25 protein-coding genes and 1 riboswitch are annotated in these 24,164 nt (G+C 39.3%); of the genes, 16 read left to right on the top strand and 9 right to left on the bottom strand.

Annotated features, from left to right (window positions below; translation table 11 throughout):
• Window positions 1–287: 287 nt before the first annotated feature.
• Entirely contained in the window at window positions 288–590 is a 303-nt protein-coding gene (locus PE36_RS03190) for a hypothetical protein (RefSeq protein ID WP_006030515.1), read from the top strand.
• A complete protein-coding gene (locus PE36_RS03185) occupies window positions 590–1,948 on the top strand; it encodes a PKD domain-containing protein (RefSeq protein ID WP_006030514.1) in 1,359 nt (452 codons plus the stop codon). Before PE36_RS03190 ends, PE36_RS03185 begins: the two co-directional genes overlap by 1 nt.
• Before the next feature lie 124 nt (window positions 1,949–2,072).
• Here the strand turns inward: PE36_RS03185 and PE36_RS03180 are convergent, their stop codons facing one another.
• Window positions 2,073–2,480 carry a hypothetical protein gene (locus PE36_RS03180; RefSeq protein ID WP_043993782.1) on the bottom strand — a complete coding sequence of 136 codons (408 nt, stop codon included), beginning with the start codon at window positions 2,478–2,480 and terminating at the stop codon, window positions 2,073–2,075.
• A gap of 281 nt (window positions 2,481–2,761) precedes the next feature.
• On the opposite strand from PE36_RS03180, the gene PE36_RS03175 reads away from it, so the two are divergent.
• Complete coding sequence (locus tag PE36_RS03175; RefSeq protein ID WP_043993781.1) at window positions 2,762–3,799, top strand: phosphagen kinase; 1,038 nt, start codon at window positions 2,762–2,764, stop codon at window positions 3,797–3,799.
• 80 nt (window positions 3,800–3,879) lie between these two features.
• On the opposite strand, the gene PE36_RS03170 is transcribed toward PE36_RS03175, so the two are convergent.
• Window positions 3,880–4,713: a sterol desaturase family protein gene (locus PE36_RS03170; RefSeq protein WP_006030511.1), complete on the bottom strand. Its 834-nt coding sequence runs from the start codon at window positions 4,711–4,713 to the stop codon at window positions 3,880–3,882.
• A 186-nt stretch (window positions 4,714–4,899) separates the two neighbouring features.
• Between PE36_RS03170 and PE36_RS03165 the strand changes: the two genes are divergently transcribed.
• The 3 genes from PE36_RS03165 to PE36_RS03155 are packed head-to-tail and all read left to right on the top strand — an operon-like array spanning window position 4,900 to window position 7,064.
• On the top strand, window positions 4,900–5,331 hold the full coding sequence (locus tag PE36_RS03165; protein WP_006030510.1) for a hemerythrin domain-containing protein: 432 nt from the start codon (window positions 4,900–4,902) through the stop codon (window positions 5,329–5,331).
• An 18-nt stretch (window positions 5,332–5,349) separates the two neighbouring features.
• Window positions 5,350–5,685 carry a DUF2249 domain-containing protein gene (locus PE36_RS03160; protein WP_232286518.1) on the top strand — a complete coding sequence of 112 codons (336 nt, stop codon included), beginning with the start codon at window positions 5,350–5,352 and terminating at the stop codon, window positions 5,683–5,685.
• Window positions 5,682–7,064, top strand: a complete 1,383-nt coding sequence (locus tag PE36_RS03155) for a hypothetical protein (RefSeq protein WP_006030508.1) — start codon at window positions 5,682–5,684, stop codon at window positions 7,062–7,064. Before PE36_RS03160 ends, PE36_RS03155 begins: the two co-directional genes overlap by 4 nt.
• Before the next feature lie 64 nt (window positions 7,065–7,128).
• Here the strand turns inward: PE36_RS03155 and PE36_RS03150 are convergent, their stop codons facing one another.
• Together PE36_RS03150 and PE36_RS03145 are read right to left on the bottom strand one after the other, a co-directional pair.
• On the bottom strand, window positions 7,129–8,151 hold the full coding sequence (locus PE36_RS03150) for a calcium/sodium antiporter (protein WP_006030507.1): 1,023 nt from the start codon (window positions 8,149–8,151) through the stop codon (window positions 7,129–7,131).
• A 103-nt stretch (window positions 8,152–8,254) separates the two neighbouring features.
• A riboswitch (yybP-ykoY riboswitch) is annotated at window positions 8,255–8,338 on the bottom strand.
• 123 nt (window positions 8,339–8,461) lie between these two features.
• A complete protein-coding gene (locus PE36_RS03145; protein WP_006030506.1) occupies window positions 8,462–9,490 on the bottom strand; it encodes an endonuclease/exonuclease/phosphatase family protein in 1,029 nt (342 codons plus the stop codon).
• 329 nt (window positions 9,491–9,819) lie between these two features.
• Between PE36_RS03145 and udp the strand changes: the two genes are divergently transcribed.
• Window positions 9,820–10,587, top strand: coding sequence for a uridine phosphorylase (gene udp, locus PE36_RS03140; protein ID WP_006030505.1), 768 nt, complete (start codon window positions 9,820–9,822; stop codon window positions 10,585–10,587).
• A 157-nt stretch (window positions 10,588–10,744) separates the two neighbouring features.
• On the top strand, window positions 10,745–11,140 hold the full coding sequence (locus PE36_RS03135; protein WP_006030504.1) for a hypothetical protein: 396 nt from the start codon (window positions 10,745–10,747) through the stop codon (window positions 11,138–11,140).
• Window positions 11,141–11,232: 92 nt separating this feature from the next.
• On the opposite strand, the gene PE36_RS03130 is transcribed toward PE36_RS03135, so the two are convergent.
• Window positions 11,233–11,895: a glutathione S-transferase gene (locus PE36_RS03130; protein ID WP_043993779.1), complete on the bottom strand. Its 663-nt coding sequence runs from the start codon at window positions 11,893–11,895 to the stop codon at window positions 11,233–11,235.
• Window positions 11,896–12,072: 177 nt separating this feature from the next.
• Between PE36_RS03130 and PE36_RS03125 the strand changes: the two genes are divergently transcribed.
• The 5 genes from PE36_RS03125 to can all read left to right on the top strand — a co-directional run bounded on the left by PE36_RS03125 (window position 12,073) and on the right by can (window position 17,697).
• Window positions 12,073–12,576, top strand: a complete 504-nt coding sequence (locus tag PE36_RS03125; RefSeq protein WP_006030502.1) for a Tfp pilus assembly protein FimT/FimU — start codon at window positions 12,073–12,075, stop codon at window positions 12,574–12,576.
• 297 nt (window positions 12,577–12,873) lie between these two features.
• Entirely contained in the window at window positions 12,874–14,355 is a 1,482-nt protein-coding gene (gene zwf / locus PE36_RS03120; protein ID WP_006030501.1) for a glucose-6-phosphate dehydrogenase, read from the top strand.
• A 46-nt stretch (window positions 14,356–14,401) separates the two neighbouring features.
• Window positions 14,402–15,121 carry a 6-phosphogluconolactonase gene (gene pgl / locus PE36_RS03115; RefSeq protein WP_006030500.1) on the top strand — a complete coding sequence of 240 codons (720 nt, stop codon included), beginning with the start codon at window positions 14,402–14,404 and terminating at the stop codon, window positions 15,119–15,121.
• Window positions 15,122–15,673: 552 nt separating this feature from the next.
• Window positions 15,674–16,867 (top strand): Na+/H+ antiporter NhaA, encoded by a 1,194-nt coding sequence (gene nhaA / locus PE36_RS03110; RefSeq protein ID WP_006030499.1) that lies wholly within the window; start codon window positions 15,674–15,676, stop codon window positions 16,865–16,867.
• Window positions 16,868–17,073: 206 nt separating this feature from the next.
• Window positions 17,074–17,697 carry a carbonate dehydratase gene (gene can / locus PE36_RS03105; protein WP_006030498.1) on the top strand — a complete coding sequence of 208 codons (624 nt, stop codon included), beginning with the start codon at window positions 17,074–17,076 and terminating at the stop codon, window positions 17,695–17,697.
• A gap of 173 nt (window positions 17,698–17,870) precedes the next feature.
• Here the strand turns inward: can and PE36_RS03100 are convergent, their stop codons facing one another.
• On the bottom strand, window positions 17,871–18,080 hold the full coding sequence (locus tag PE36_RS03100; RefSeq protein ID WP_006030497.1) for a cold-shock protein: 210 nt from the start codon (window positions 18,078–18,080) through the stop codon (window positions 17,871–17,873).
• 727 nt (window positions 18,081–18,807) lie between these two features.
• Window positions 18,808–19,074: an acyl-CoA-binding protein gene (locus tag PE36_RS03095; protein ID WP_006030496.1), complete on the bottom strand. Its 267-nt coding sequence runs from the start codon at window positions 19,072–19,074 to the stop codon at window positions 18,808–18,810.
• Window positions 19,075–19,572: 498 nt separating this feature from the next.
• Here PE36_RS03095 and PE36_RS03090 point away from each other — a divergent pair, with 498 nt between their 5' ends.
• The gene (locus PE36_RS03090) at window positions 19,573–20,412 is read left to right on the top strand and encodes a hypothetical protein (RefSeq protein WP_043993777.1); all 840 of its coding nucleotides are present in this window, start codon (window positions 19,573–19,575) and stop codon (window positions 20,410–20,412) included.
• A 72-nt stretch (window positions 20,413–20,484) separates the two neighbouring features.
• On the opposite strand, the gene moeB is transcribed toward PE36_RS03090, so the two are convergent.
• Together moeB and moeA are read right to left on the bottom strand one after the other, a co-directional pair.
• Window positions 20,485–21,282, bottom strand: a complete 798-nt coding sequence (gene moeB / locus PE36_RS03085; RefSeq protein ID WP_006030493.1) for a molybdopterin-synthase adenylyltransferase MoeB — start codon at window positions 21,280–21,282, stop codon at window positions 20,485–20,487.
• A complete protein-coding gene (gene moeA, locus PE36_RS03080) occupies window positions 21,282–22,514 on the bottom strand; it encodes a molybdopterin molybdotransferase MoeA (protein ID WP_006030492.1) in 1,233 nt (410 codons plus the stop codon). Before moeA ends, moeB begins: the two co-directional genes overlap by 1 nt.
• A 185-nt stretch (window positions 22,515–22,699) precedes the next feature.
• Between moeA and folE the strand changes: the two genes are divergently transcribed.
• Together folE and PE36_RS03070 are read left to right on the top strand one after the other, a co-directional pair.
• Entirely contained in the window at window positions 22,700–23,350 is a 651-nt protein-coding gene (gene folE / locus PE36_RS03075; protein ID WP_006030491.1) for a GTP cyclohydrolase I FolE, read from the top strand.
• A 256-nt stretch (window positions 23,351–23,606) separates the two neighbouring features.
• Complete coding sequence (locus PE36_RS03070; RefSeq protein ID WP_006030490.1) at window positions 23,607–24,164, top strand: hypothetical protein; 558 nt, start codon at window positions 23,607–23,609, stop codon at window positions 24,162–24,164.

Raw genomic sequence — 24,164 nt, 5'->3', positions numbered from 1 at the left:
TTGCTGGCATTTTCATTCATCCCGCATGCTGTCTGTCACGTTTTTAACTTAGCGTATTAATGGGTTCTATAGCTCAATTAGTACTTAAGTCTAGATTCACTTATTCTCTAAGCCTTTATTATACTTGACCTTACCTTTCTCAAATAATTGCATTTCTCATACTTCTTCTTTTGCCATTATCATACTGCTGATGTGTCGTTGGCACTTTTATTTTAATCGGAAATGTTAACCTTTTCAGCGGGTGAATAAGGACTGTTCATCGACAACATTAAATAAGGATATTTACCATGTTGAAGAAGTTACTTCTTGCTGTGACATTGATAAGTGCCAGTACTGCTGCTGTCGCACAACTTCAAGTCATCTCTGCGAGTTACGATAAAAATGTATTGGGTGTTATTAATGCCACGAATGGCGCTGTAGATATTGTCGTCGATGGTGACGCGGTAACGCTCGCCGATAGTAATTACATTATTCCATGTTCTCCAATTGTTATTTTTATCCCGAGGACGGTGCAAGTCACTGTGCCTGCCGCTGGTTATGATGAAGTGGTTACTTGCCCAGTATTTATAACGATTGAGGAGACAGAATAATGAAAAAATTATTACTCGTAATGACACTTGGCGTATTATCTGGCTGTTTTGGCGAATCAGATGATACTGAGGAGTTGAGTTCACCGATCATCACTGCAGACTTTTCTACAGAAAAAGATGATCTTAAAGTTACTTTTACTAGCACATCAACAAGTGCAGGTAGCCTGATAGACAGTTATCAGTGGGATTTTGGTGATGATTCAGTAATTAATTTTGATACAAACCCGATTTATACTTATGCAACGGCAGACACCTACAGTGTACTGCTAACCGTGACGACTGAAGGCGGAAGTAGTGCTAGTGTGACTCGTGACGTAACGGTTGCTAAAATACCAGGTACACCGACGGCTGACTTTACTTATAGTCCTGATGGTTTAACGGTTACTTTTACTGATAGCTCGGCAGTGACTAATGATACGATTGCCAATCACAGTTGGAACTTTGGTGATGTGGCGCCAGGTAATACATCGGCGCTTGCTTCCCCATCACATACTTACACAGCCTCTGGTGATTATGATGTTACCTTGAGTGTGAACTCTGAATTAGGTAATAAAACCGCTACTGTTAGTTACCAGGTTACTGTGACTGATAATGTGGTTGACCCGGTGAATCCGCAAGCGGACTTCAGTTCGGTTGTTAATGACTTAGAAGTGACATTTACTGATTTAACCAGTGTGGATAATGGTAGCATTACTGACTACTTATGGGACTTTGGCGATAGCGCGTCGTCTGCACTTGCTTCACCTTCCCATCTTTATGCGGCGGGTGGCACTTATACGGTGAGACTTGATGTAACAGGGAGTGATGGTACGACAGCAAGTAATAGTAAAGAGGTTACCGCTTATGATCCTGCAATCGAACCGACCACACCGACGGTGAGCTTTACTGCTGATGCATTAGAGGTGTCCCCAAACCTAACGGTTAACTTTACCGCTGACGCAGCAAATGAAACAAGTCCAATTACCACTTACGCATGGGACTTCGATAGCTTAGGTGTATCAAGTGCGGCGAATCCAACATTCACGTTTGCTAATGCAGGTTTATACACAGTAGCGTTGACGGTCACTTCAGAAGAAGGTATTGAAAATAGCTATTCGGATAATGTTGAAGTATTTTCCCCTGTGGTTGAGCAGCCTGAATACATTGCTTGCCAGGTGACTTCAACAACGTCATCGATAATTGTCGCTAACCGTAATGAAGAGCTCGCGAGCTGTTTTAGCAGTGACACATCGATTTTAGATAAGGCTCTGGCAGCTACTTGGTGTGCAGTACAAGTGTCTACTTACATTACTGATATGCCACTGGGGCGTTTCCGTCCGACATTAACGGCTAATGTATTAGAAACGGCTTGTCCATAAACACATCTCGTTATAAAAATTGGTGTAATAAAAATGCATCAACGTTAATATAAAATGAAGTATTTAGCCCTGTATTAGTTAATTTTAACTGAGCAGGGCTTTTTGGTTGTAGGGCGTTAACCTCTTAACCTTTTAGTAACGCGAGTAATGCCATTTCAATCAGTTGGCTATCATTGAGTTGCTTATATTTGTCTTGTTGTTTAAGGGCTTCAAGCATGTTTTTATGAGTTTTACTGAGTTTCAAGTAATGGCTATTAGCATCTAGCGCCGTTAAATTTTGTGTTTGCAGTGATTCAGTAATCACGCGTAAATAACTCGGGCGTAGATGGGCTGTTAATATTTCCAAGTACGCGCCTGGCTCCATGCCTTGGTATTCTGTTACCGCGATCTGTATATCTAGAGACACGTTATTGTCGCTAAATATTTCATCGAGCTGTTTAGTGGCAATATCAGCAGTAACTTTACGGCTGAGTTTACGGGCATCATCATTAGACATGATTGGTGTTGTAGAAATAATGTTAGCTTGAGTCACTGAAATGATACCTTGTTAGTGCTTAATATTTATTATTAGCCAGAATAACATAACCTTGAAAATAATCGATTTTAGTCATGGATTGCATTGTTGCTATTTTAGTCAATAGTGGTTTGATTGAACGACAAAGAAATAAACTATTTTAGGTTCTTAGTTTCTATCTCTCATTATCGAAATGCACTTTTATTGACCATGGTATTCAGCCGTATTTAGTTGTATTTTATAGTCATCCCCAAACTATGCCAATATTTACTTATTACACCGTTAACGAGCAGGACGCTATGAAATACCCAGACTTTACCGACAAACATGAATCACTTATGGCAAAACATCTAACCCCTGATTTGTTCACTCAATTGCAGGATGTAGTGACTAAAAATGGTTTTACATTACACGATGTGATTAATTCAGGGTTAATAAATCCTGATAGCGGTATTGGAGTCTATGCTGGTGACACTGAGTCATACCAAAGTTTCGCGCCCTTGTTCAATCCAATTATTAGTCAATATCATGGTTTTGACGAAAATACCTTACACACTACTAATTTAAACCCTGCTGATATAGATGCGAATGATCCTGATCCGACTAATAAGTACATAGTATCTACACGTATTAGGGTAGGGCGAAACCTTGCTGATATGCCACTCGGGCCCGCGATAACTAAATCACAACGCAATGAAGTTGAAACACGTGCAGCTGCCGCATTGGCAAACATGTCAGGTGAATTATTGGGTAATTATTATACCTTATCTGACATTCCTGAAACGGTGAAAACACAACTGGTTAATGATCACTTCTTGTTTAAAGCGGGCGATCGTTTTTTTGAAGCTGCGGGATTAAACCGTGACTGGCCTGCCGGACGTGGTATTTATCATAATGATGACAAGACCTTTTTAGTCTGGGTGAATGAAGAAGACCAATTGCGTATTATTTCGATGCAAGCTGGCGGTAATATTCAGCAGGTGTTTGTACGTCTGACGACTGCACTGGCTGAGCTTGAGCAGCATTTAGATTTTGCGTTTACTGAGCACCTCGGCTACATAAGTAGTTGCCCGACAAATCTGGGAACGGCTATGCGAGCCAGTGTGCATATTAAACTGCCCTGCTTAGGTAACAACATGGCTAAATTTAAAGCCATTACCGAAGCGCATCATTTACAGATCCGCGGCATCCACGGTGAACACTCTGAAAGTGAGGGGCATGTTTATGACATCAGTAACCGCCGTCGTTTAGGGGTTACTGAAGTCGAATGTGTACAAGATTTATATCAAGGGGTGGTTGCATTAATCGCCAAGGAACAATTGCTCGAACACGCTTAAAATAAGCAATAACATTATCTCTACATCCAGCCTTCAGAAATGCATAAGTAGTGGCGTTTTAACGTTGTTTTTATGGCGAGTTACTTATCTCTGAATGGTTGGGTAAGCATTCGCTGCACCTGGCATTCTTTGGTATCACGAAAATAAGGTAAACCAATCTGCATTTTTTGATGACCTAATGCTGGTTGCGCTTGGTAACTACCAAATAAACGATCCCACCAAGGTAAGCAGAAGCCGAAATTATGATTGGTTTCACGGCCATTGATCGAGTGATGCACGCGGTGCATATCAGGCGTAACTAAACAGTAGCGAAGATAATGATCTACTTTACTTGGTAATCTGATGTTGCTGTGATTAAACATCGCGGTCAGATTCAATAACATTTCAAATAACACCACGGCTATCACTGGCACCCCCAATGCGATAATGACCGCAATTTTGATCAGCATAGACAATACAATCTCAATGGGATGAAAACGGATTGCTGTGGTTAGGTCTATATCAAGATCGCTGTGGTGCATCCGGTGTAAACGCCACAGTACTGGAATTTTATGGAATATTCGGTGCTGAAAATAAATAGCAGCATCAAGCAACATGATAGACAAGACCACGATTAGCGTACTTCTTATTAGGTCCGATTCTAGCATTAGTTCCGTTCCAGCCATTAGGGCTACGAACCCCCATTGCTGTTGCTGTGCATACAGGGCTGCATCGATAGCAACAAACGGCATTAGCAATTTTAGCGTGAGATTATTAAGCATCACCATTGCGATGTTATTGCCCCAACGCTGGATTTTTGCAACGGTTAGCGGTCGTTTGGGTTGATAGTGTTCCCATACGGCTAATAATATAAACAAACCAATAAAAGCACCAAGACGCAGTGCATTACTGTTAACGATAAACCAGTCGTCCATCTCTTTTACCTGCTGTATTTCTATTAAGCGTTATTGTGCTGGATAAAAATGACATTGCCAAGTCTCGCTGTGATGCTTTGTTGCAAAATAAAGTTATTCTTGGAATAGACATATATCAATTACAAGCAAGTAGGGGATCCGTAATATGATCGTAATATTATTACAATTTGTTATTTTGAGGTACTTATGGATACTATTCCTACTTTTATGACCGCACAGCATCGCCATTGTGATGATTCTTTTATTGCCACTGAGTCGGCTGTATCGGCAAGCAATTGGATACAAGCAGATAGCCAATGGTCTGTATTTACAACCGATCTTGAATGCCATTTACAGCAAGAAGAAACGATTTTATTCCCAGCATTTGAACAGGCGACGGGTATGACGATGGGACCAACGCAAGTTATGCGTGCTGAACATGCTCAAATGCGTCAATTGGTCGCTGAGATGACGCAGGCATTGTCTGCGCAGAATAAAGATCAATTCTTAGGGTTATCTGAAACGTTAATGATCTTAATGCAGCAACACAACATGAAAGAAGAGCAGATGTTATATCCAATGACGCAAGCTCACCTTCCGGATGCAGCTGCAGTGTTACAGCAAGTCAAAGCATACTAGTTGATGGAGACGAATTACTTGCAAGCAATCGATCTTGATGTAAGCGAATTACCCGCTCCGGAGCCGATGCGTCAAATTTTGCTGGCGTTAGCGGCACTATCCCCTGGCCAGTGTCTGGTTATTTATCACCGTAAAAATCCCGTGCCGTTATACCCTAAATTAACCGAATTAGGTTTTGTCTATAGAGTCGATGTTGAGTATAGCTTGAATGATTCGACGGCATTACGTGATAGCCAAAGCAGTAAACATGCACGTAGCAACGGCAGTTGTGAAGATCTAGCGGTTGTCATCAAGGTTGCTTTTAAAACCGATGAGTCGGCATTAGCCTCATTTTCTGAGATGGAGTTAGCATGAATCTTGCTGGATTGGATTTTGACAATATACCGGCATTTTCAGTGCCGATGCGGTTCTTTTTGGCTGCGCCTGTATTTGCATTCATCAGCGCATTGATTATTGCTTTTGCAGGGGAGTCTCTGTGGTTAACCCGCTGGCATCCTGCCACGCTCGCGCTGACTCATGCTATGGTGCTGGGTATTATTTCCATGATCATGTGTGGCGCAATTTTACAGTTATTACCGGTACTGGCTGGCAAGTCAATCCCTCATGTTAAACTTATTTCCACGTTAACATTAGTGACGATGTCATTAGGCACGCTGTCGTTAACCACGGCATTCTTAGCGAGTATGTTTGGGCTTAGTCAGGTTCTCTTTTTCGCTGTTTCAGGCGTGTCGTTTACACTTGGCTTAGGCGGTTTTATCGGTGTAATATTATGGCTAATTAGGCAACGAAGTCGGGCCAGTGTATCAATTAATACCATGCGATTAGGCTTTGTTGCGATGCTGGTGGTGGGCATTATTGCCAGTTTACTCTTGGCGGATTATTTATTCGCCAGCCAATTTAATATCACTAAAAAGCTGACTGATAACCATGCCAGTTGGGGATTGATTGGCTGGATCAGTTTAGTGATTATGGGTGTTAGTTTTCAAGTGTTACCTATGTTTCATGTTGCACCTGCATTTCCATTGTGGTGCTCTCGTTTCTTGCCTGGTTTTTTATTCATCATCTTGTTGGCACATACGTTAGTGACTTTGGGGATGACACAACTTGCGTTGATTAATATTCCCGCATGGCAAATGATTCAATCTATTTGTACGGCGTTATTAAAGTTAGGCTTGATGGTATATGCAATAACGGCGATTCATTGTTTAAACAGACGTAAGCGAAAAATTAACGATGTGAGTGTAACCTGTTGGTTTATTGCATTATGCTGCTTATTTCTTTGCTGTGCGATTAGTTTAGTGATGCACGTAATGATGAATACTATGACGGGAGCAGAGAGCTTGTTATTCAGTTTAGGTTGGTCACCGCTGACATTGGCTGCGGTATTTATCTATGGTTGGATAATCAGTGTGATCATGGCGATGATCATCAAGATCATTCCTTTTTTGGCATACCTGCACTTGCAACGTCAATGTGGATTTCATATGCAGGCGTTCTCACTGTTGCCTAATATGCACGAACTATTAAGTAAATCGCGAATGCAGTACTTATTATATAGCCATGTTTTTAGTTTATTTGCGTTGATTCTGACGTTATATAATCCCGCGAATTACTGGTTATTATCGTTAGCGATAATGGGACAGTTTGGATATTTATTGTTTTTGATGGTCAGTGTGAGTGGTCGATATGGTGACAGGGCTAAGGCAATTGATGAGGCGCTACTATTACCATAACTAATAAAGTACGTAACGCATCAAGCGAATACCTGATGCGTTAGATAGTTTTAAGCTGTAAAACTTATGATGTAAACAGTATCCAGCTATAACCAATAAACATAGTTAACAGTATTGCGCCAGAAAGACGGCCAAAACGATAGTTTAGTTTACTGTCTGCCGCAATTAATTCATCTGTTTGTTGTTCTGGTGTTAAAGCGGCACGACGTTTAGTCACAGCAAAATAAGTCATTGTGAATGAGATAACCATGAATGCCGTCATAATAGATAACATTGGTAAATCACGCGTTAATACTTCTGCTGGCAGTTGTAATCCATCACCAATTAACCCTGGGAATGCTAATACACCTAATAGGTTAAAGGTGTTTGAACCAATCACAGTTGCGAATGCAATTTCAGGCATACCACGGCGAACACCCGCGATAGCAGCGGCTAGTTCTGGCAAACTGGTACCAAATGCAACAATCGTTAGACCAATCAACAAGTCGCTAACGCCCATCGCTTTAGCAAGTTGTACACTGCCCCAAACCATAATTTGTGAGCTGATTAATAACATGAACAGCATGGCTATAGTTTCAACTAATGCACGATTCTGGCTAACATCCAAAAACTCTAGCTCGTTCTCAACATCATCAGCAGACGATGATTTAGCGAGGTATACGCAGTAAAGTGCAAGCAATAAGATCAGGATAAGACTGTCCCACATCGTAATTGAACCGTTTGACATTAACGCGATAGTTGCAATAAGTGCGAATACTAAAATAGGTAATTCACGTTTAATAAAACGTACTTTAATTACTAACGGCATAAACAGGGCACAAAGCGCTAATACTAAACCACAGTTGATAATGTTAGAGCCGATAGCATTACCGACCGCAAGACCTTCTGCACCATTAAATGACGCAATTGCGCTGACGACTAATTCTGGGAATGAAGTACCAAAGGCAATGACAGTCATACCAATAAACATGACTGAAACACCAAACTGTTTGGCTAATGTTGATGATACTAAGATAAGACGGTCGGCACTTACTGTTAGTAAGATAAAGCCAACTAACACTGCAATGATGGGTAATAATAAAGACATAGGATTCTCGTACGAGGGCATTTTGACATAAACAAGCGACACCCCGCCCTCGAAAGTAGGTGTTTACTTGTTCAAGTCTCATCAAACTTAGTCTCGGGTTGTTAACCTCGAACTAGGTTGAATACACCATGACCTGTGGGTCAGTTATGTTGATGTACTCCTTCACGTGCGTGAAGCGACTACTCCCTCGAATAGATTTGGGCATTATAAGACAGAACCGAACTAACGCAAGTAGATTGTGTAATTTAATTACACAATGAATTAAATGGCCTTATGTATACCCAAGTTACTTCGGTATAAGCGTTAAGCGCTAACTTCTCAATTGTAAATTGATTTGCACAACCGCATGGTCGGTGCTTTCGCTATCACGCTCATAGATAGGATTAATCAAGTGGCGATCATAAGTATGGTAATCACTGACCTCATAAAGGCTACGCTGATACTCTGCATTAAACTCACACGATAATAAGATGTAATCTAATACCGAACCTTTATTATAAAAGTAATGGGTCGCCGGGCGAGGGGCTGGTGTACTACTTGCCACTACACCGTTTGCTGCGTGTTGGTATAAATGCCAGCTATCTTGCAGACTAAATTGTTTTACAATGTCTTGTGCTTGCGGGTCTGAGTTGAAGCGTAATGTATTCATAGTCAGGTGTGATAGTATGCCATCTCGATCATGATCTAATACATCGTTAAAGTCACCCATTAACATCATCGGATTATTGGTCGCTAGCCGACGTTGGATCATTTGCTGGAATAATAATGCTGCTTCAGAGCCCCGTTGCATTGATGAACCCCAACTACCGCACATTTGTTTGCTAAAAGCATCTAGTACGGCTTTGGTTGTGGCTAATTCATTATCTTCACTTTCTAACATTGGTCGCTTAGATTTAAAGTGCACTACATAACAATCGGTTGTACCAAGGTGTGGTAATTCTATACTGGCGCGCAGGGGCTTGCGACTGAATTGGTATTCCGATGATAAACCCATGCTCACGGCAAGATCGCCATCAGGTATGACTGCTGCGATAGCTGTTATCGGGTAACGTGATGCTATTGCCACTACTGGACTGCGAAAAATGTAGTCTTCGATAACATCTGCGCTATCAACGACTTCAAAATACGGATAATCACATTCAGCGACTAATGCTTTGAGAGAGTCAGGGCTAAACACTTCTTGAAAACCGATGACATCAGGCTGATGCTCGGCAAGATAATCACGGATCCACTTCTGCTTTTTCTGCCATTGTTGCTCGTCATAGATACGATCAAAATCATAACAGGCAAACGGTGGTTCAATGTAATTGAAAAGATTAAAGGTGGCAATTTTTAGCATAGGTAAGAAATACCAGAAATAGAGAAGAACTGTAATGGTTATAACAAGCTTAGCAGGATGGAGCAAGTAAGTTTAAATACCCAAGAGGTTTGAGCTGCTTTTAACATTGTGATAGCTGCATTTTAATGACCTTCACTTGAAATACATTTGTATGTTGTTCATAAATCCAGCAATGTCGATATTTAAAGCTATCATGTATGAGATATGTGATTATTATCACTTTATAGATATACATGCTGAATTATGATTGTTTTATAATATTTACCGTTATTTTAATATCGTTATATGATTTCTATTATAATGATTCTCTCAGTTTTAAGGAATACGCTATGACTACTGCAAATGTTTTTCACCTTGGTATTAATAAATCTGATTTAAAAGGTGCCGAATTGGCTATTATTCCGGGTGATCCTGCTCGTGTCGAAAAGATCGCAGCGCAGATGGAAAACCCGCAATTTTTAGCAAGTCATCGTGAATACACAGTTTATTTAGCCGAGCTAGAAGGCAAGAAAGTTGTTGTATGCTCAACGGGTATTGGTGGCCCATCAACATCTATCGCGGTTGAAGAGCTTGCTCAGCTTGGTGTGAATACTTTCTTACGTGTTGGCACCACTGGTGCGATCCAAGAAAACATTAATGTTGGTGACATGATTGTCACTACAGCATCAGTGCGTCTTGATGGCGCCAGTTTGCATTTTGCGCCTATGGAATTTCCAGCGGTTGCTGATTTTACTGTCGCAACAGAAATGAAAGCGGCTGTTGATGCTGCAGGAATTAAAGTACACATGGGCGTAACGGCATCGAGCGATACTTTTTACCCAGGCCAAGAGCGTTACGATACATTCTCGGGTCGTGTTACTCGCCGTTTCCAAGGTTCAATGCAAGAATGGCAAGAAATGGGTGTATTAAACTTTGAAATGGAATCTGCTACTTTATTTACTATGTGTGCAAGCCAAGGACTTAAAGCAGGTTGTGTAGCCGGTGTGATCATTAACCGTACGCAAAAAGAGATCCCAGATCAAGCAGCAATGAAAGCGGTAGAAATGTCATCAATCAAGGTCGTTGTTGATAGTGCGCGCCGCATGCTAATTGCATAATAGTGACATTTATTACAATTTCTAGTTATTGATATATAAACTATATTATAAATAATTAGGCTAAATATTTCGTTTGGATTAATTAAATTTCAAACGAAATATTCCCCCCTCCTATTATCAAGTACTATTTCGTCATCAAATCAATTGAGGTTTTACGATGAAAAAGTTACTTATAATGATCACTGCATTTTTGACGCTTAACGTATCTGCAATTACAACTGCAGACGCAGCTGTAGGCTGCAAACGTGCTGGTGGGGTTCAGTGTCAAGAGCATGGTCGTGTAGGAAAATCTGGTAAAGTAGTTAGAGCGCCAGCTAAAGTAATCAGAGCTCCTATTTATCGTGGCCGACCTGTTGTTATCGTGAATGGTTACCAACGTCCTGCTTGGTATCAAAACCCATTATTAGCCGCGATTGGTGCTGCTATCATCATTGATGTCGTGAGTGGTGAACCGAAAACTAAATCGGGTCAAAACGTAGTGGTATTAGGTGACGGCGACGAACTGTCTAAAGTATACGAAAAAGATGATACTGTTTACCTTGTAATGAAATAATCACAACATTTGTGCTAATAAAAAGTAATGCAATTCAAAGAACATTTAGATGAAAAAAGCCAGACTAAAGTAGAGGTCTGGCTTTTTTGTGTCTATGTCGATGCAAAATAAACTGCTTTGTCACCGGCTGACCATTGCGGGTATTTATACATAATATCAGTAAATAATGCAGAGCTTGTGTGGCGGTTTAACCAAGCCCGTAATTTAGGGTAGGGGCATTGCTCGAACCAAGCTTTATCAACACTTGCAAATTGACGGATAAAAGGAAAAATTGCGATATCGGCTAGACTCACATCGTCACTAATAAGGTTGCTATGTAAGGTCAGCAGCAGTTCTAGTTGATTGAGAAAATGGCTACCTTGTTCACGGTATTCCGTTTCAGTATATTCTGGGTGGCGATCGGCGTATTTATATTTATCTAAGATGGTTTTAAATTCGTTATCATTTTCATCGATCAGTGAGCTAATTTGTTTTTGTAAATGTGGCTGATTTTTACGGAGCCAATCATTACTGTCATTTTGTGACAGCGCCCACTGCATAATATCGCGGCTCTGATCAATGACCTTTTTATCCTGGGTAACCAACACGGGCACAGTGCCTTTAGGCGAATAAGCTAATAAACTTGTTGGTTTATCTTTTAATACCACTTCTCTCAATTCAACTTCAACTTGGCTATAACAAATAGCAAGTCGTGCTCTCATTGCATAAGGGCAGCGTCGAAACGAGTAAACAATAGCAGGGCGTATAGGTCGCATTTATAAACTCCAACAGAAAACGTTTAAGATAGTGAAATTAAACTATCTAACATTGTTTCACTGTATCAAATCAACACTATATATACATTAAAATGATTGTATTATTAGTCTTTTATATCCTTTGGCTGTGTTAATATTTGGCCGAATTAATTGGAAATTTTAAGGTATTAGATTTTAATGAATGAAAAAATGGGTTTTTCATTACTGGAACTAACATTTGTTATTGCTGTGCTTTCTATTTTAGCTATGTTCGCTATTCCGGAATATACAAAAACACATCGCGAAGCTAAAGTGGCAGTACTTAATGATTTACGCGGTAAGTTGACTAGCGCCGTTGATACCTTGAAAACAGCCTCAAATATTGAATCGCGAAAACAGACGATTAATGGTCAGAGCTATGTTCAATACGATGTAAGACAGTACTACCAGGTGGCTGGTAAACTGCTTCATCCGAGTGAAATATGTCATATTTTAGGGCTTACCACAGCACAACTTGTCGAAGGTGAAGCTGTAACCTCGATTGACGGGATGTATACTTGTAAATTCGAAAGCTTCAAAACTAGTTGGATTAAGATGAATAAGCTTGAGTCGACTGATTGTGCGTTATCATATATCGCAAGTTATAGTAATGAGAGTATTACCACTGTTGATATTAAGTTAGTTGGCGATTGCCTAGAGTGACTGAACACTTAATTTACGCTGATAATTTATACATCTGTTAACATTGATTTAACCTGTCTCACTTTCTAAACTTTCGATTATTTGTTTCATTCGAAAGTGTAAAGCCGTTAAATTTGCAATACACTTTCAATCAAGTACTTATTTGTGGGTATTTGGTGGATATATTACTGAAACCATTTTAATTTTCGGCCATTTTGAGTGATAATGCCGCGCCCTAGTCTGTTATCTACTCGCAATACGGACTGGCTAGAGCGATATATTCTAATCTTTTCGATAAAATCTTTAGGAAATAAAACCATGGTAAAACCTGAGAATAACAGTATCGTCATTTTTGGTGCTTCGGGTGATTTAACAAAACGAAAGTTACTCCCCGCGCTTTATCACCTTTATGTCAATGAACTGTTACCTGAAGATTTTTCTATTTTGGGTGCGAGTAAAACAGCATTCACGGATGATTCATTTCGTGAGAAAGTAACTAATGATTTAATCAAAAGTGAAGGCGTCTCTCAGCAGCAAGCTGAAGAATTCTGTCAACATTTGTATTATATATCGATGGATATGACAGATGCTGATAGTTATGTTGCCTTTAAAGAACGCTTAGAAATATTATCTGAGAAGCATAATACGGTTGGCAATGCTATTTATTACATGGCAACGCCACCAAGCCTATATGCAGCCATCTCAACTAATTTAGCTAAACATAAATTGAATAAAGACCGTAACGGTTGGAAACGATTAATCGTTGAGAAACCGTTTGGTTATGATCTTGCGTCAGCCAACGAGTTAGATGAACATCTACATACTTGTTTCCGTGAACGTCAGGTTTACCGTATCGATCATTACCTAGGTAAAGAAACAGTACAGAACCTATTAGTATTCCGCTTTTCAAATGGTTTCTTTGAACCACTTTGGAACCGTAGTTTTATTGATTACGTGGAAATTACTGCCGCAGAGAGTTTAGGTGTTGAAGAGCGAGGTGGTTATTATGATCATTCTGGCGCGGTTCGAGACATGCTGCAAAATCATCTGTTACAGGTACTAGCCTTAGTTGCGATGGAACCGCCTGCGGTTATTAACGCGGATGCGATGCGTAACGAAGTGGTTAAAGTTATTCAAAGCTTACGTCCACTTGAAGAACAAGATTTAAAAGAGAATCTAGTACTTGGTCAATATACAAAGAGTGTTGTAAATGGCGAAGAATTGCCTGGTTACCGTAGTGAAAAAGACGTTGATGAAGATTCACGTACACCTACGTATGTAGGCATGAAGATGATGATTGATAACTGGCGTTGGAACGGTGTACCTTTCTATGTACGTACCGGTAAACGTATGCCAGAACGTCTAACTGAAATTGTGGTTCATTTTAAGAAAACCCCACATCCAGTGTTCGGTCAAAATGCCCCAGAGAATAAGTTGATCTTACGTATTCAACCAAATGAATCGATTCAGATGGATTTTGGTTTGAAAAAACCGGGTGCAGGTTTTACTGCGCAACAGGTATCAATGAGCTTTAATTATAATAGCCTGGAAGAAAATAATTTATTAACGGCTTATGAGCGCTTGCTACTGGATTGTATGAAAGGCGATGCGACTTTATTTGCTCGTTCCGATGCGGTTAAAGCGTGTTGGGAATACGTGCAGCCAATCTTAGATTACAAAAAAGAAGTGAAATCTTTATTTGGATATAAGTGTGGTACTTGGGGTCCGAACCGAGCAGATGAGATGTTAGAAAAAGACGGCCGTGAATGGCGCTTTTCTAGCGAAGAAGTAATTAATTAAGTAATAACTCAGTATAACTCAGTAAATAATATAGTAGCGTGGGATCATGATGGATTATCGTATTTTTGAAACACCTCAACAAGTTGTTGAATCATTAGCTAACTCGCTTGTTGAATACAGTAAGCAAGATAAGCCTGTGCATATCTCGTTATCAGGTGGCAGTACACCGAAACTTCTGTTCAAAGTATTAGCGAAGGCACCATTTTCAACAAGTATTGAATGGGGCAACTTACACTTCTGGTGGGGTGACGAACGTTGCGTAGCACCTGATGATGCTGAAAGTAACTTTGGTGAAGCGCAAGCGTTATTATTTTCACAAGTAGCATTACCTGCTGAGAATATTCACCGCATTTTAGGTGAAAATGCGCCAGAGCAAGAAGTGGTTCGTTTTGCACAAGAGATGCAAGATTGTATTCCGGCTAATAATGGTCTGCCGTGTTTTGATTGGATCTTGCTTGGCATGGGCGGCGATGGGCATACAGCTTCATTATTCCCAGGTCAAACTGATTATAATGAGCAAAATATTGCAATTATTGCGCAGCACCCAGAATCAGGACAGTATCGTATTTCTAAAACGGCACGTCTGTTAGCAAATGCAGAACGTATTAGCTATTTAGTGATGGGTGAAGGTAAAGCACAAGTGATCAAGCAAATTCATGATAATGATGATGCCGCACTGGCTTACCCTGCAGCACAAGTAAAAGCAAGTCAGGGTAAAACTGAGTGGTTTTTAGATGCGGATGCAGCTAAGTTAATTAACGGTTAATCCACATAAGTCATTACGATAGCTCAACGAGCTTAGCGTCAAAGACCTGTTAGTTTATGCTAACAGGTCTTTTTTTGTGCGTTTGATTGCTTTTCATACTCATCTTAAATATTTAATTCTTCATTAAATTACCCTAAAAGCCTTTTTAAAGCATTGTTGAGAATTCAGCTGATATTAGTTTGAGTTATATTTAGATCGTCCCTTAGGTAGCTAATTAAGTGCCTTCTGAGTAGGATTTTATTTCTATTCTGTGTTTGTTTTTGGTTTTGATAGGTTTTACAGCTGTTTTAGCAATGTAACTTAGCCATTTATGGTTATTTTAAAGAACTGTATCTGATATTTTTATGTGTAATTCCCACATTTTATGTGTCATATTATGTCGAATGAACAGAAACGGTGGCAAGCACCTTAAATAGCATTAAGTATAATTACTCTTTAATTAATAGTATTTGATAATACTGAAATATCTTCATTCTATACTGGTGTAATGGACTAGCGTTGTATTGTATTGAGCGACCATTTATAGATGAATATATAAGTATAAGGACAAGCATGAACAACACACAAGATTCATTTTTAACTAGTTTCTTTAAACTAGAATCAGCGGGTGGCATTATCTTAATGTTCTCAGCTGTATTAGCTATGATTTTAGCTAATAGCCCTGCACAAGGTTTATATGCATTATTTCTGGAAATTCCAGTAGAGATCAAGCTTGGCGGTTTAGAGATCGCGAAACCATTATTACTTTGGATTAATGATGGTTTAATGGCAGTGTTCTTCTTTTTAGTTGGACTTGAGCTAAAAAGAGAATTAGTCGAAGGGGAGTTATCTGATCGTCGTAATATTATCCTACCGGGCGTTGGTGCTATCGGTGGTATGTTATTCCCTGCGCTTATTTATGTTTACTTTAATATAGATGATCCCGCCGCATTAAGTGGTTGGGCTATCCCTGCTGCAACAGATATTGCATTTGCGTTAGGTATCTTGAGTCTATTAGGTTCTCGTGTACCTGTTAGTTTGAAAATATTTTTAACATCGTTAGCTATTTTTGATGATATTGGTGCGATCCTGATTATTGCTTTCTTCTATACATCGAAGATTTCGGTTGCAGCACTTATTGTTACAGCATTATGTATACCTGTGTTGGCTTATTTCAATAAACGTAATGTTGATTCGAAAGCATTGTATATCATCGTTGGTATTGTGATGTGGGTAGCGATGCTGAAATCTGGCGTTCATGCGACATTGGCTGGTGTTATCCTTGCACTGTTTATTCCGATGCAGTCAAAAGATAAATCACATTCACCACTGAAGTCGATGGAACATGGTCTACACTTCGTTGTTGCCTTTATTATCTTACCTGTCTTTGCATTTGCAAATGCCGGGATTAATTTATCGGGTGTTGGTCTAGAACAAATTTTACACCCTGTGCCGATGGGTATTGCGTTAGGCTTATTTATTGGTAAGCAAGTTGGTATCTTTGGTTTATGCTGGTTGGCAATTAAATGTAAGATTGCAAAAATGCCAAAAGGTATGGACTGGTGTTCTTTATACAGTACCGCCATCTTATGTGGTGTTGGTTTCACCATGAGCTTATTTATTGGTTCACTAGCATTCGAAGAGACGGGTACAAACTTATTATTTGATGAGCGTCTTGGTATTATCTTGGGTTCATTACTGTCTGGTATCGTTGGTTTCTTCATGCTGAAATCATGTCTATCCAAGCAAGCGGAGGTCGCTAAATAACTTAGCGCTCACCTTGTGATTTAACTTAAAGCACCCTTGATTGGGTGCTTTTTTATATCTGGCTTGTACAGTGTTTTTTTTAATTATGACACTCATAAGTCCAGTGGCTTATATCCGAAGATTACTTATTTATCAGTTGAATATATTGATTAAACAAGCTAGTTTAAGGATTCAAAATGTAGTTATCATAATCAGAGAGCGTAGTCTTGAGTACTATTAAATCGATATTTGAACGTAATCGCGCATGGTCAGCACAGATTAATGAACAGTTCCCTGACTTTTTTGAGCAACTTTCTAAACAACAATCACCTGAGTATCTATGGATCGGTTGTTCCGATAGTCGCGTACCTGCAAACCAGATCATGGCCCTGCCTCCGGGGGAAGTTTTTGTTCACCGTAACATTGCTAATGTTGTTGTGCACACTGACTTAAATTGTTTATCAGTGATCCAGTACGCCGTCGAGGTGCTTAAAGTTAAGCATATTATTGTGTGTGGCCATTATGGTTGTGGTGGTGTTAAAGCCGCCATGGGCGATGAGCAGCATGGCTTGATTGATAATTGGTTACGTCATATTAAAGATGTAGAACGTTTCCACATGGACGAGTTAAAAGATGTCACTGGCGAAGATAAAATTGACCGTATGTGTGAATTGAATGTTGTCGAGCAGGTTAGAAATGTCTGCAATACCACCATTGTGAAACGAGCTTGGCGCAAAGGCGAAGAGTTAACCATTCATGGTTGGATTTTTAATATCAGTAATGGTGTATTGAAAAGCTTAACTGAGAGTATTAATTCGAGAGAGAAGCAACTGGAAGTAATTACTAAGTAGTCCAAGTATTTTAGCGCGAAGTCATACGTATAAAAAAAGCCAATGAGATGTCTCATTGGCTTTTGTATTACCTAAACCTAATGCCACATTACATGTCATAAATTTTAGGTAATAAAAAAGGTGAACTAAGTTCACCTTTTTTGATATCTGTTTAACCGATTAATAGTAAACTATTAAAGAGGTTTAACGTTCTCAGCTTGAGGACCTTTTTGGCCTTGGCCTACAGTGAACTCAACTTTTTGACCGTCAGTAAGTACTTTAAAGCCATCAACTAAGATAGAGCTGAAATGTACGAATACATCTGGGCCATTTTCTTGCTCGATGAAACCGAAACCTTTAGCTTCGTTGAAAAATTTTACTTTACCGATTACTGTATTAGACATATTAAAAAACCCTGTATGTACGTTATTAAAAAATTTGTTAAAAAACCAGGGTGTAACTTATATAAACAATACAAAACAATAATAGATACAAGTATCAACTAAAGCTCATTCTACCGATATAAACTAGCCTAATTTCTTAAGACGAATTATACATGGTTAAAGTTTCATAGCAATACACTCGTTCATTATTTTTATGAGATTGTTGTTTTTATTAGCAAATTTAATATTTTCAGGGGCCGTTTGATGTATTTTCAGCCGCTGGAACTGCTATTTTATTCAATATCAGTTCATATAACATCCAATCTATATCACGATCTAATTTTTGAATTAAGGTCGACTGTAACGATTGAAAAGTTATTATTTATTTCTAGTTTAATGGTGTGTAGACCACTATGTCGTATTTGTAAGTGGTTGATATAAAGCTAATAAATTGAAATTGTTATAAATGTAGGTTAGCACTGGATGACAGTGAAGAAGCATATGCTAACGATAAAATTAAGGAATGATGATGAGTAAGCGTGTTCGTAGACAGTGGTTTTTCCACCAAAAGAAAGTAGGAAAGCGCTTCTATTAAGACATAGTGTGAGTGAGATTTAAAATATATTCAATAATGAGTAGTTGTTCTACTCTAAAAGTTGTCAGTAAATAGTACTATTTACTGACAACAGGTCACAGACTAGGTGTTATTTAGCTATACCTTGTAATTAGCTATAATACCTTGTAATAGTTAAGCCGCGTTTTCTTCTTCTACTAGTGCAATATATTTTTCCATTGCTTGGTCGGAAGATAAACCACGTAATTTATTCCATGCTGTCCATTTAGCAAAAGCAACCATATCAAAGATAGAGGGCTTCTTAGCCGCGACATCACCTTCAGTTGCTTGTTTGAATAATGAGTAAAATTCTAATTTAACTTCTTGTGAAGGCTTTTTTTTGGCCGTGCCGTTTTGAACTTGGTCTACTGTAGCGTCAAATTTAGCGCGTAGGTCTGTCATGCTATATTCCTTTATCTAATTATTGAATCAATAAGTACTTAAATATAATTACAATTTGAAACCTTGTAATGCACCTACTAATGAGTAGTTGAGTCACAACTCGAATATTACCTTTATTTTTGAAATAATACATCATTTTATTTTGATTTTAGGTATGAAATTAAATAATAAAAAATCCTTATGATTCAAACTAATAAGGTTGATATTTCTAATTCCTACACTCAGTATAGTGTCGATAACGACGTTTTATTCCCATCTCATCTCTGATATAGCATCTTGAAGTAACTTGGGTATATATGTTGATCATGGCAAAACGTTACACTGTGTTGTACTGATTTGATACATGAATGCAGAGGTTTGCCTGATAAAATCTGCCATTGGACTTGTAATATATGGAATTGTATATATCATTACCCATTTGTAGTTACGACCTTTGGGGTGTTAGTAAAATTAACGCCGGGGATAGGTAACGTTAAATTCATTTTTTGTAAGTAAGATATGATTGAACAACAATCGAAGAGACAGATAACATTATTCGAGGACGTATTGAATAACTACTCTACATTACAACGCTGCTTGATGTTTACTTGCGCTTTTTTAGTGGTTAGTGGGTTTGTGTTTGCTGAAAGAGCGAACATAGCATCATTTTTGTTTTCTGGTTTACCAATGGGCATTGGGTTAACAAGTAATTTTATTGCGCCGTTAGTGGCTGTAGGATTTTTAGCGCTTTCTTGTTCTGCATATTTTGGCATTATTTGCGTGTCTAACGTGTCTAACGTGTCTAACGTGTCTAACGTGTCTCCGTCATCCCAACAGACAAACGGTAATAGATTCTTATCTGATTTACGAATGACTCTTGTATTTGGTGCTTGTTTTGGTTTGTTGACTGCTATTTTATGTAGTTTGATTTTTGTGATCGCAGAGCCCCATTTACCGCAGGCGTTCCTTAAGTATCATCAAATATTTGGCTCGTTAGACTTTGTGTTAATTGTACTCACGGCTATATTTTCGAGTACATTGTATTTGTCAGTATTAATGTTACCGCTATCAATAGTACTCTCAAGGTTAATGGTCTTTGAAACAACACCGTCACAGTTTAAATTAACCACAGGAAGCATTGTTATTTCATCAATTATCCTGTCATTGTTGATGGCTTTATTGGTGGCAGTGATCACGGCTACTTTATCGATAAACCTGATCATTTTTATCGTTATCATAACCATTATAGCGTCTTCAACTTTAGGCTTGTTATATTGGTTTGTGGGTTTGGAAGCGAGCTTAATTGCCAACCTTGTGTATTGCTTATTGGTTGCTTATCTCGCCCATATTTTCTTATAGAACTTTTTAGTAGGTAATTTTTAATCGGTGTGTAGCGCGATTAAGCTAAATAATCGCGCTATCTAATCACATTTATTTTATGCGTGGGGCATGACATACAGAACAAGTTGGTAGTTTTGGTAATTTCATCTGTTGAAATGACAGTGTAAGACCATCTACAAGTAAGATTTTTCCTATCATTGGCGACCCAAAATTAGCGACGACCTTAATGGCTTCCATCGCTTGCATGGCTCCAATAATACCCACCATAGGTGCCATGATGCCAGATTCAACACAACTAAGCGTACCACTTCCAAATAATTGACTTAAACATTGATAGCAAGGTTCATCATCCGCATAGGTAAAGACGCTTATTTGTCCTTCCATACGGATCGCAGCACCGGACACCAAGGGTGTTTTTAATGCAAAACAAGCGCGGTTAATTTGTTCGCGTGTTTCTACATTATCAGTACAATCAAGCACGATATCATGCTGTCTGATTAAATGAGCTAATTCATCTTCAGACGGTTTGTTGGTGATAGCCTGGACTTTACAATGCGGGTTTATTTGCTCAAGTTCATATTTCGCTGAAATTGCTTTAAATTCACCGATCCGACTGTCACGGTGCAGTAATTGACGCTGTAAATTGGATAATTCAATATGATCAAAATCGACTAATGTCATCTGACCCATACCGGCAGATGCTAAGTATTGACTGCTCGCACAACCAAGACCGCCAGCGCCAACAATCAAGACTTTTGCTTGTTTCAAGGCTTCTTGACCGTCAAAATCAAAGTGGCGTAAGACAATTTGACGGTTATAGCGTAACTCTTCTTCCGAAGATAGAATGTCTTCGGAAGGCAAGTCGCCACCAATAGCTGGGTTGGTCATTAATTTAGGATCTCGTTAAATGGTTCGATAGTGACAGTTTCACCAATTTCAACATTACCGCGATCTTGCTCGATGATGGCATAGCAGTTTGAATGACTCAAACTACTGAAAACGCCAGACCCTTGGCTACCTGTTGATACGACTTCAAGTTGACCTTGCGCATTGACACTATAAATAGCGCGCTGGAAGTCCATACGACCAGGTGCTTTTTTCATTTTCGTTGCCGCAATCGCATTGAAACGTGGTGTCGGTGTATAAACTTGGTTGGTCATCTTAGCTAATGCGGGTACCACGAGTTGGTGAAACGTCACCGTCGCAGATACCGGGTTGCCGGGTAAACCAAAGAATTTGCTGTTTGGCAGCGTACCAAATGCGAACGGTTTACCTGGTTTAATTGCCAGTTTCCAAAAGCCAATTTCCCCCAGTTCTTCGAGTAATATTTTAGTGTAGTCAGCTTCACCAACGGATACACCACCTGATGTGATCACGGCGTCTGCAACCGCATCGGCTTTGATAAAGGTTTCGCGTAGCAGGACTTCGTTATCAGGGATAATACCAAAATCGATGATGTCTAAATTTAAACGCGATAACATGGCGTTGATGCTGTAACGGTTACTGTCATAAATCTCACCATCTGCAAGCGGTTGGCCTAAGCTTTTTAGCTCATCACCTGTTGAGAATATAGCGACTTTTAAACGACGATACACAGTCACTTTATCAATGCCAATAGTTGCTAGCATGGGAATATCACGAGGGGTAAGCCGACGACCTTTAGTTAGTACGGCTTGGCCGATAGCGATATCTTCAGCGGCATTACGAATATTGTCATGCATTGGTGGTATGTTTTCGAAGGTGATTTGCTCACCGTCCACTTGTGTTCTTTCTTGCATGATAACGGCTTCGCAACCTTTCGGTACTGGCGCGCCAGTCATAATGCGGATACAAGTACCGAGTGGCCAATCGCCATTAAATGGTTGACCAGCAAATGCCTTACCTGCAAGTGGTAGGGTCATTGATTGAGTAAGGTCTGAGATCCGAACTGCATAACCATCCATTGCTGAATTATCAAAAGGCGGGACATTCATTGGAGAGGAAATGTCTTCAGCGAGAATATAATCGAGCGCATCCGCTAAATCTAATGTCAGTGTTTCTTTTACTGCATCAATATTGGCTAACATCTCTTGCATCGCTAAATCCAGTGGTTTTAGCCCTTGTACATCACAACATCCCATTACATACCCTTGTTGGTTATTTTTTGTTATGTCGTTAATTATGACAAACTCGGCAGGTTGACGATAGGATCTATAACAATAAAAAGCTTAATTAACGCTATTTCAGCTAATTTGTTTATCTTATTAATTGTTAGGTGTTATTATGCGCCCATATTTCTTAAGTCGATCCGTTTGTGGAGTAATTAATGACCTGCCTAAGTAAAGAAGCTTTATTAGTTCGTTCAGTTTTGGAAGAGCGAGGGTTAGAAACTCCGATGATCGGAACGGGACTATCAAGCACAGAGAAGAAAGAACGCATTGAATCGCATTTTACCGAGATCCTGAAACTATTAGAGCTCGATTTAAGTGATGATAGTTTGGCTGAAACGCCACACCGTATTGCAAAAATGTACGTGAATGAAATATTCTCAGGTTTGGATTATGCGTCATTTCCTAAAATCACTTTAATCGATAATAAAATGCAAGTGGATGAAATGGTTAAGGTAAGTAATATTACGTTAACAAGTACTTGTGAACATCACTTTATTACTATCGATGGTAAAGCTACTATTGCCTATATTCCTCGCAGTAAAATAATTGGCTTATCAAAGATTAACCGTATCGTGCAGTTTTTCTCACGCCGTCCACAAGTGCAAGAACGTTTAACGCAACAAATCTTAGTTGCGTTGCAAACCTTGCTTGATTCGCAAGATGTTGCCGTAAGCATTACCGCGACGCATTATTGTGTGAAAGCACGTGGTGTAATGGATGCAACAAGCGAAACAACAACCACATCTTTGGGTGGTATTTTTAAATCACGTCCAGAAACAAGAGCTGAATTCTTGCATTGTCGCTAGTTGATGATTCGCTGTTGAGCAACCTATTAAGTTAACCTGAACTACAATTTACGAGTGTTTCCACTCTGTAGTTTGGGTACTTTTCATAATACTAAATTACCACGCCTTGTTTTTATCGTTAGCCCACTTCCTAAGTCTCTTGATAATGTTATTGCCACATTTAGTCATAATTCATCTTTTCTTGCCATTTTAGTGAAATTTAATCGCCACACTTGTTTGTTTTAATAGCCTCATTGATGATTAATGAGCAGCGGAAATGAACTCGATATTAAAACTAAACACGTTATGGAAATGTCGCTACGATCAACAGGTATTAGCCCAGCAGCTATTATTTTTATGCTTTGTTGTTTGTTTGACGGCAACAGTCAGTTTGATCTTTACTAATGCCAATAGTTCTTATGCGAAAGAAATGGCTATTCTGTCAATGTATGATGCTAGCGCAACGCAAGGCTTGGTGAATGTTGATGGTATTTATGCGGATGCGATAAGGTTTGACCACCAAGCGAGTGTGGATCTTACGCTGGTGAAAGAGCAGGTAAAGTATGAACAAACGTTAGCTGATTTAGGCTTTGTGTTACAGCAATACCAAATGATGGAGTTACAAGCCTTTAAGTTTGTAATTGATCTGCCGAAGCGTGCGCAAGTCACGACGGTAATGCTGACGCATTTAAAAAACATGCTGGCGGAGTTTACGGCGTTAAATCCGGATATTAATGCCAGCTGGCAGATAGATCCAAATAATGCGCTTAAATTAATTGTGCAATTGAACACGGAACGACAACGACATTGGGGTGAGATAGGGTTTATTATTTAA

Origin of the sequence: Moritella sp. PE36, assembly GCF_000170855.1 — a bacterium.
Classification (GTDB): Bacteria; Pseudomonadota; Gammaproteobacteria; order Enterobacterales; family Moritellaceae; genus Moritella.
The sequence above is the reverse complement of the archived record's forward strand: the minus strand, read 5'-3'. Positions and strand labels throughout refer to the sequence as shown.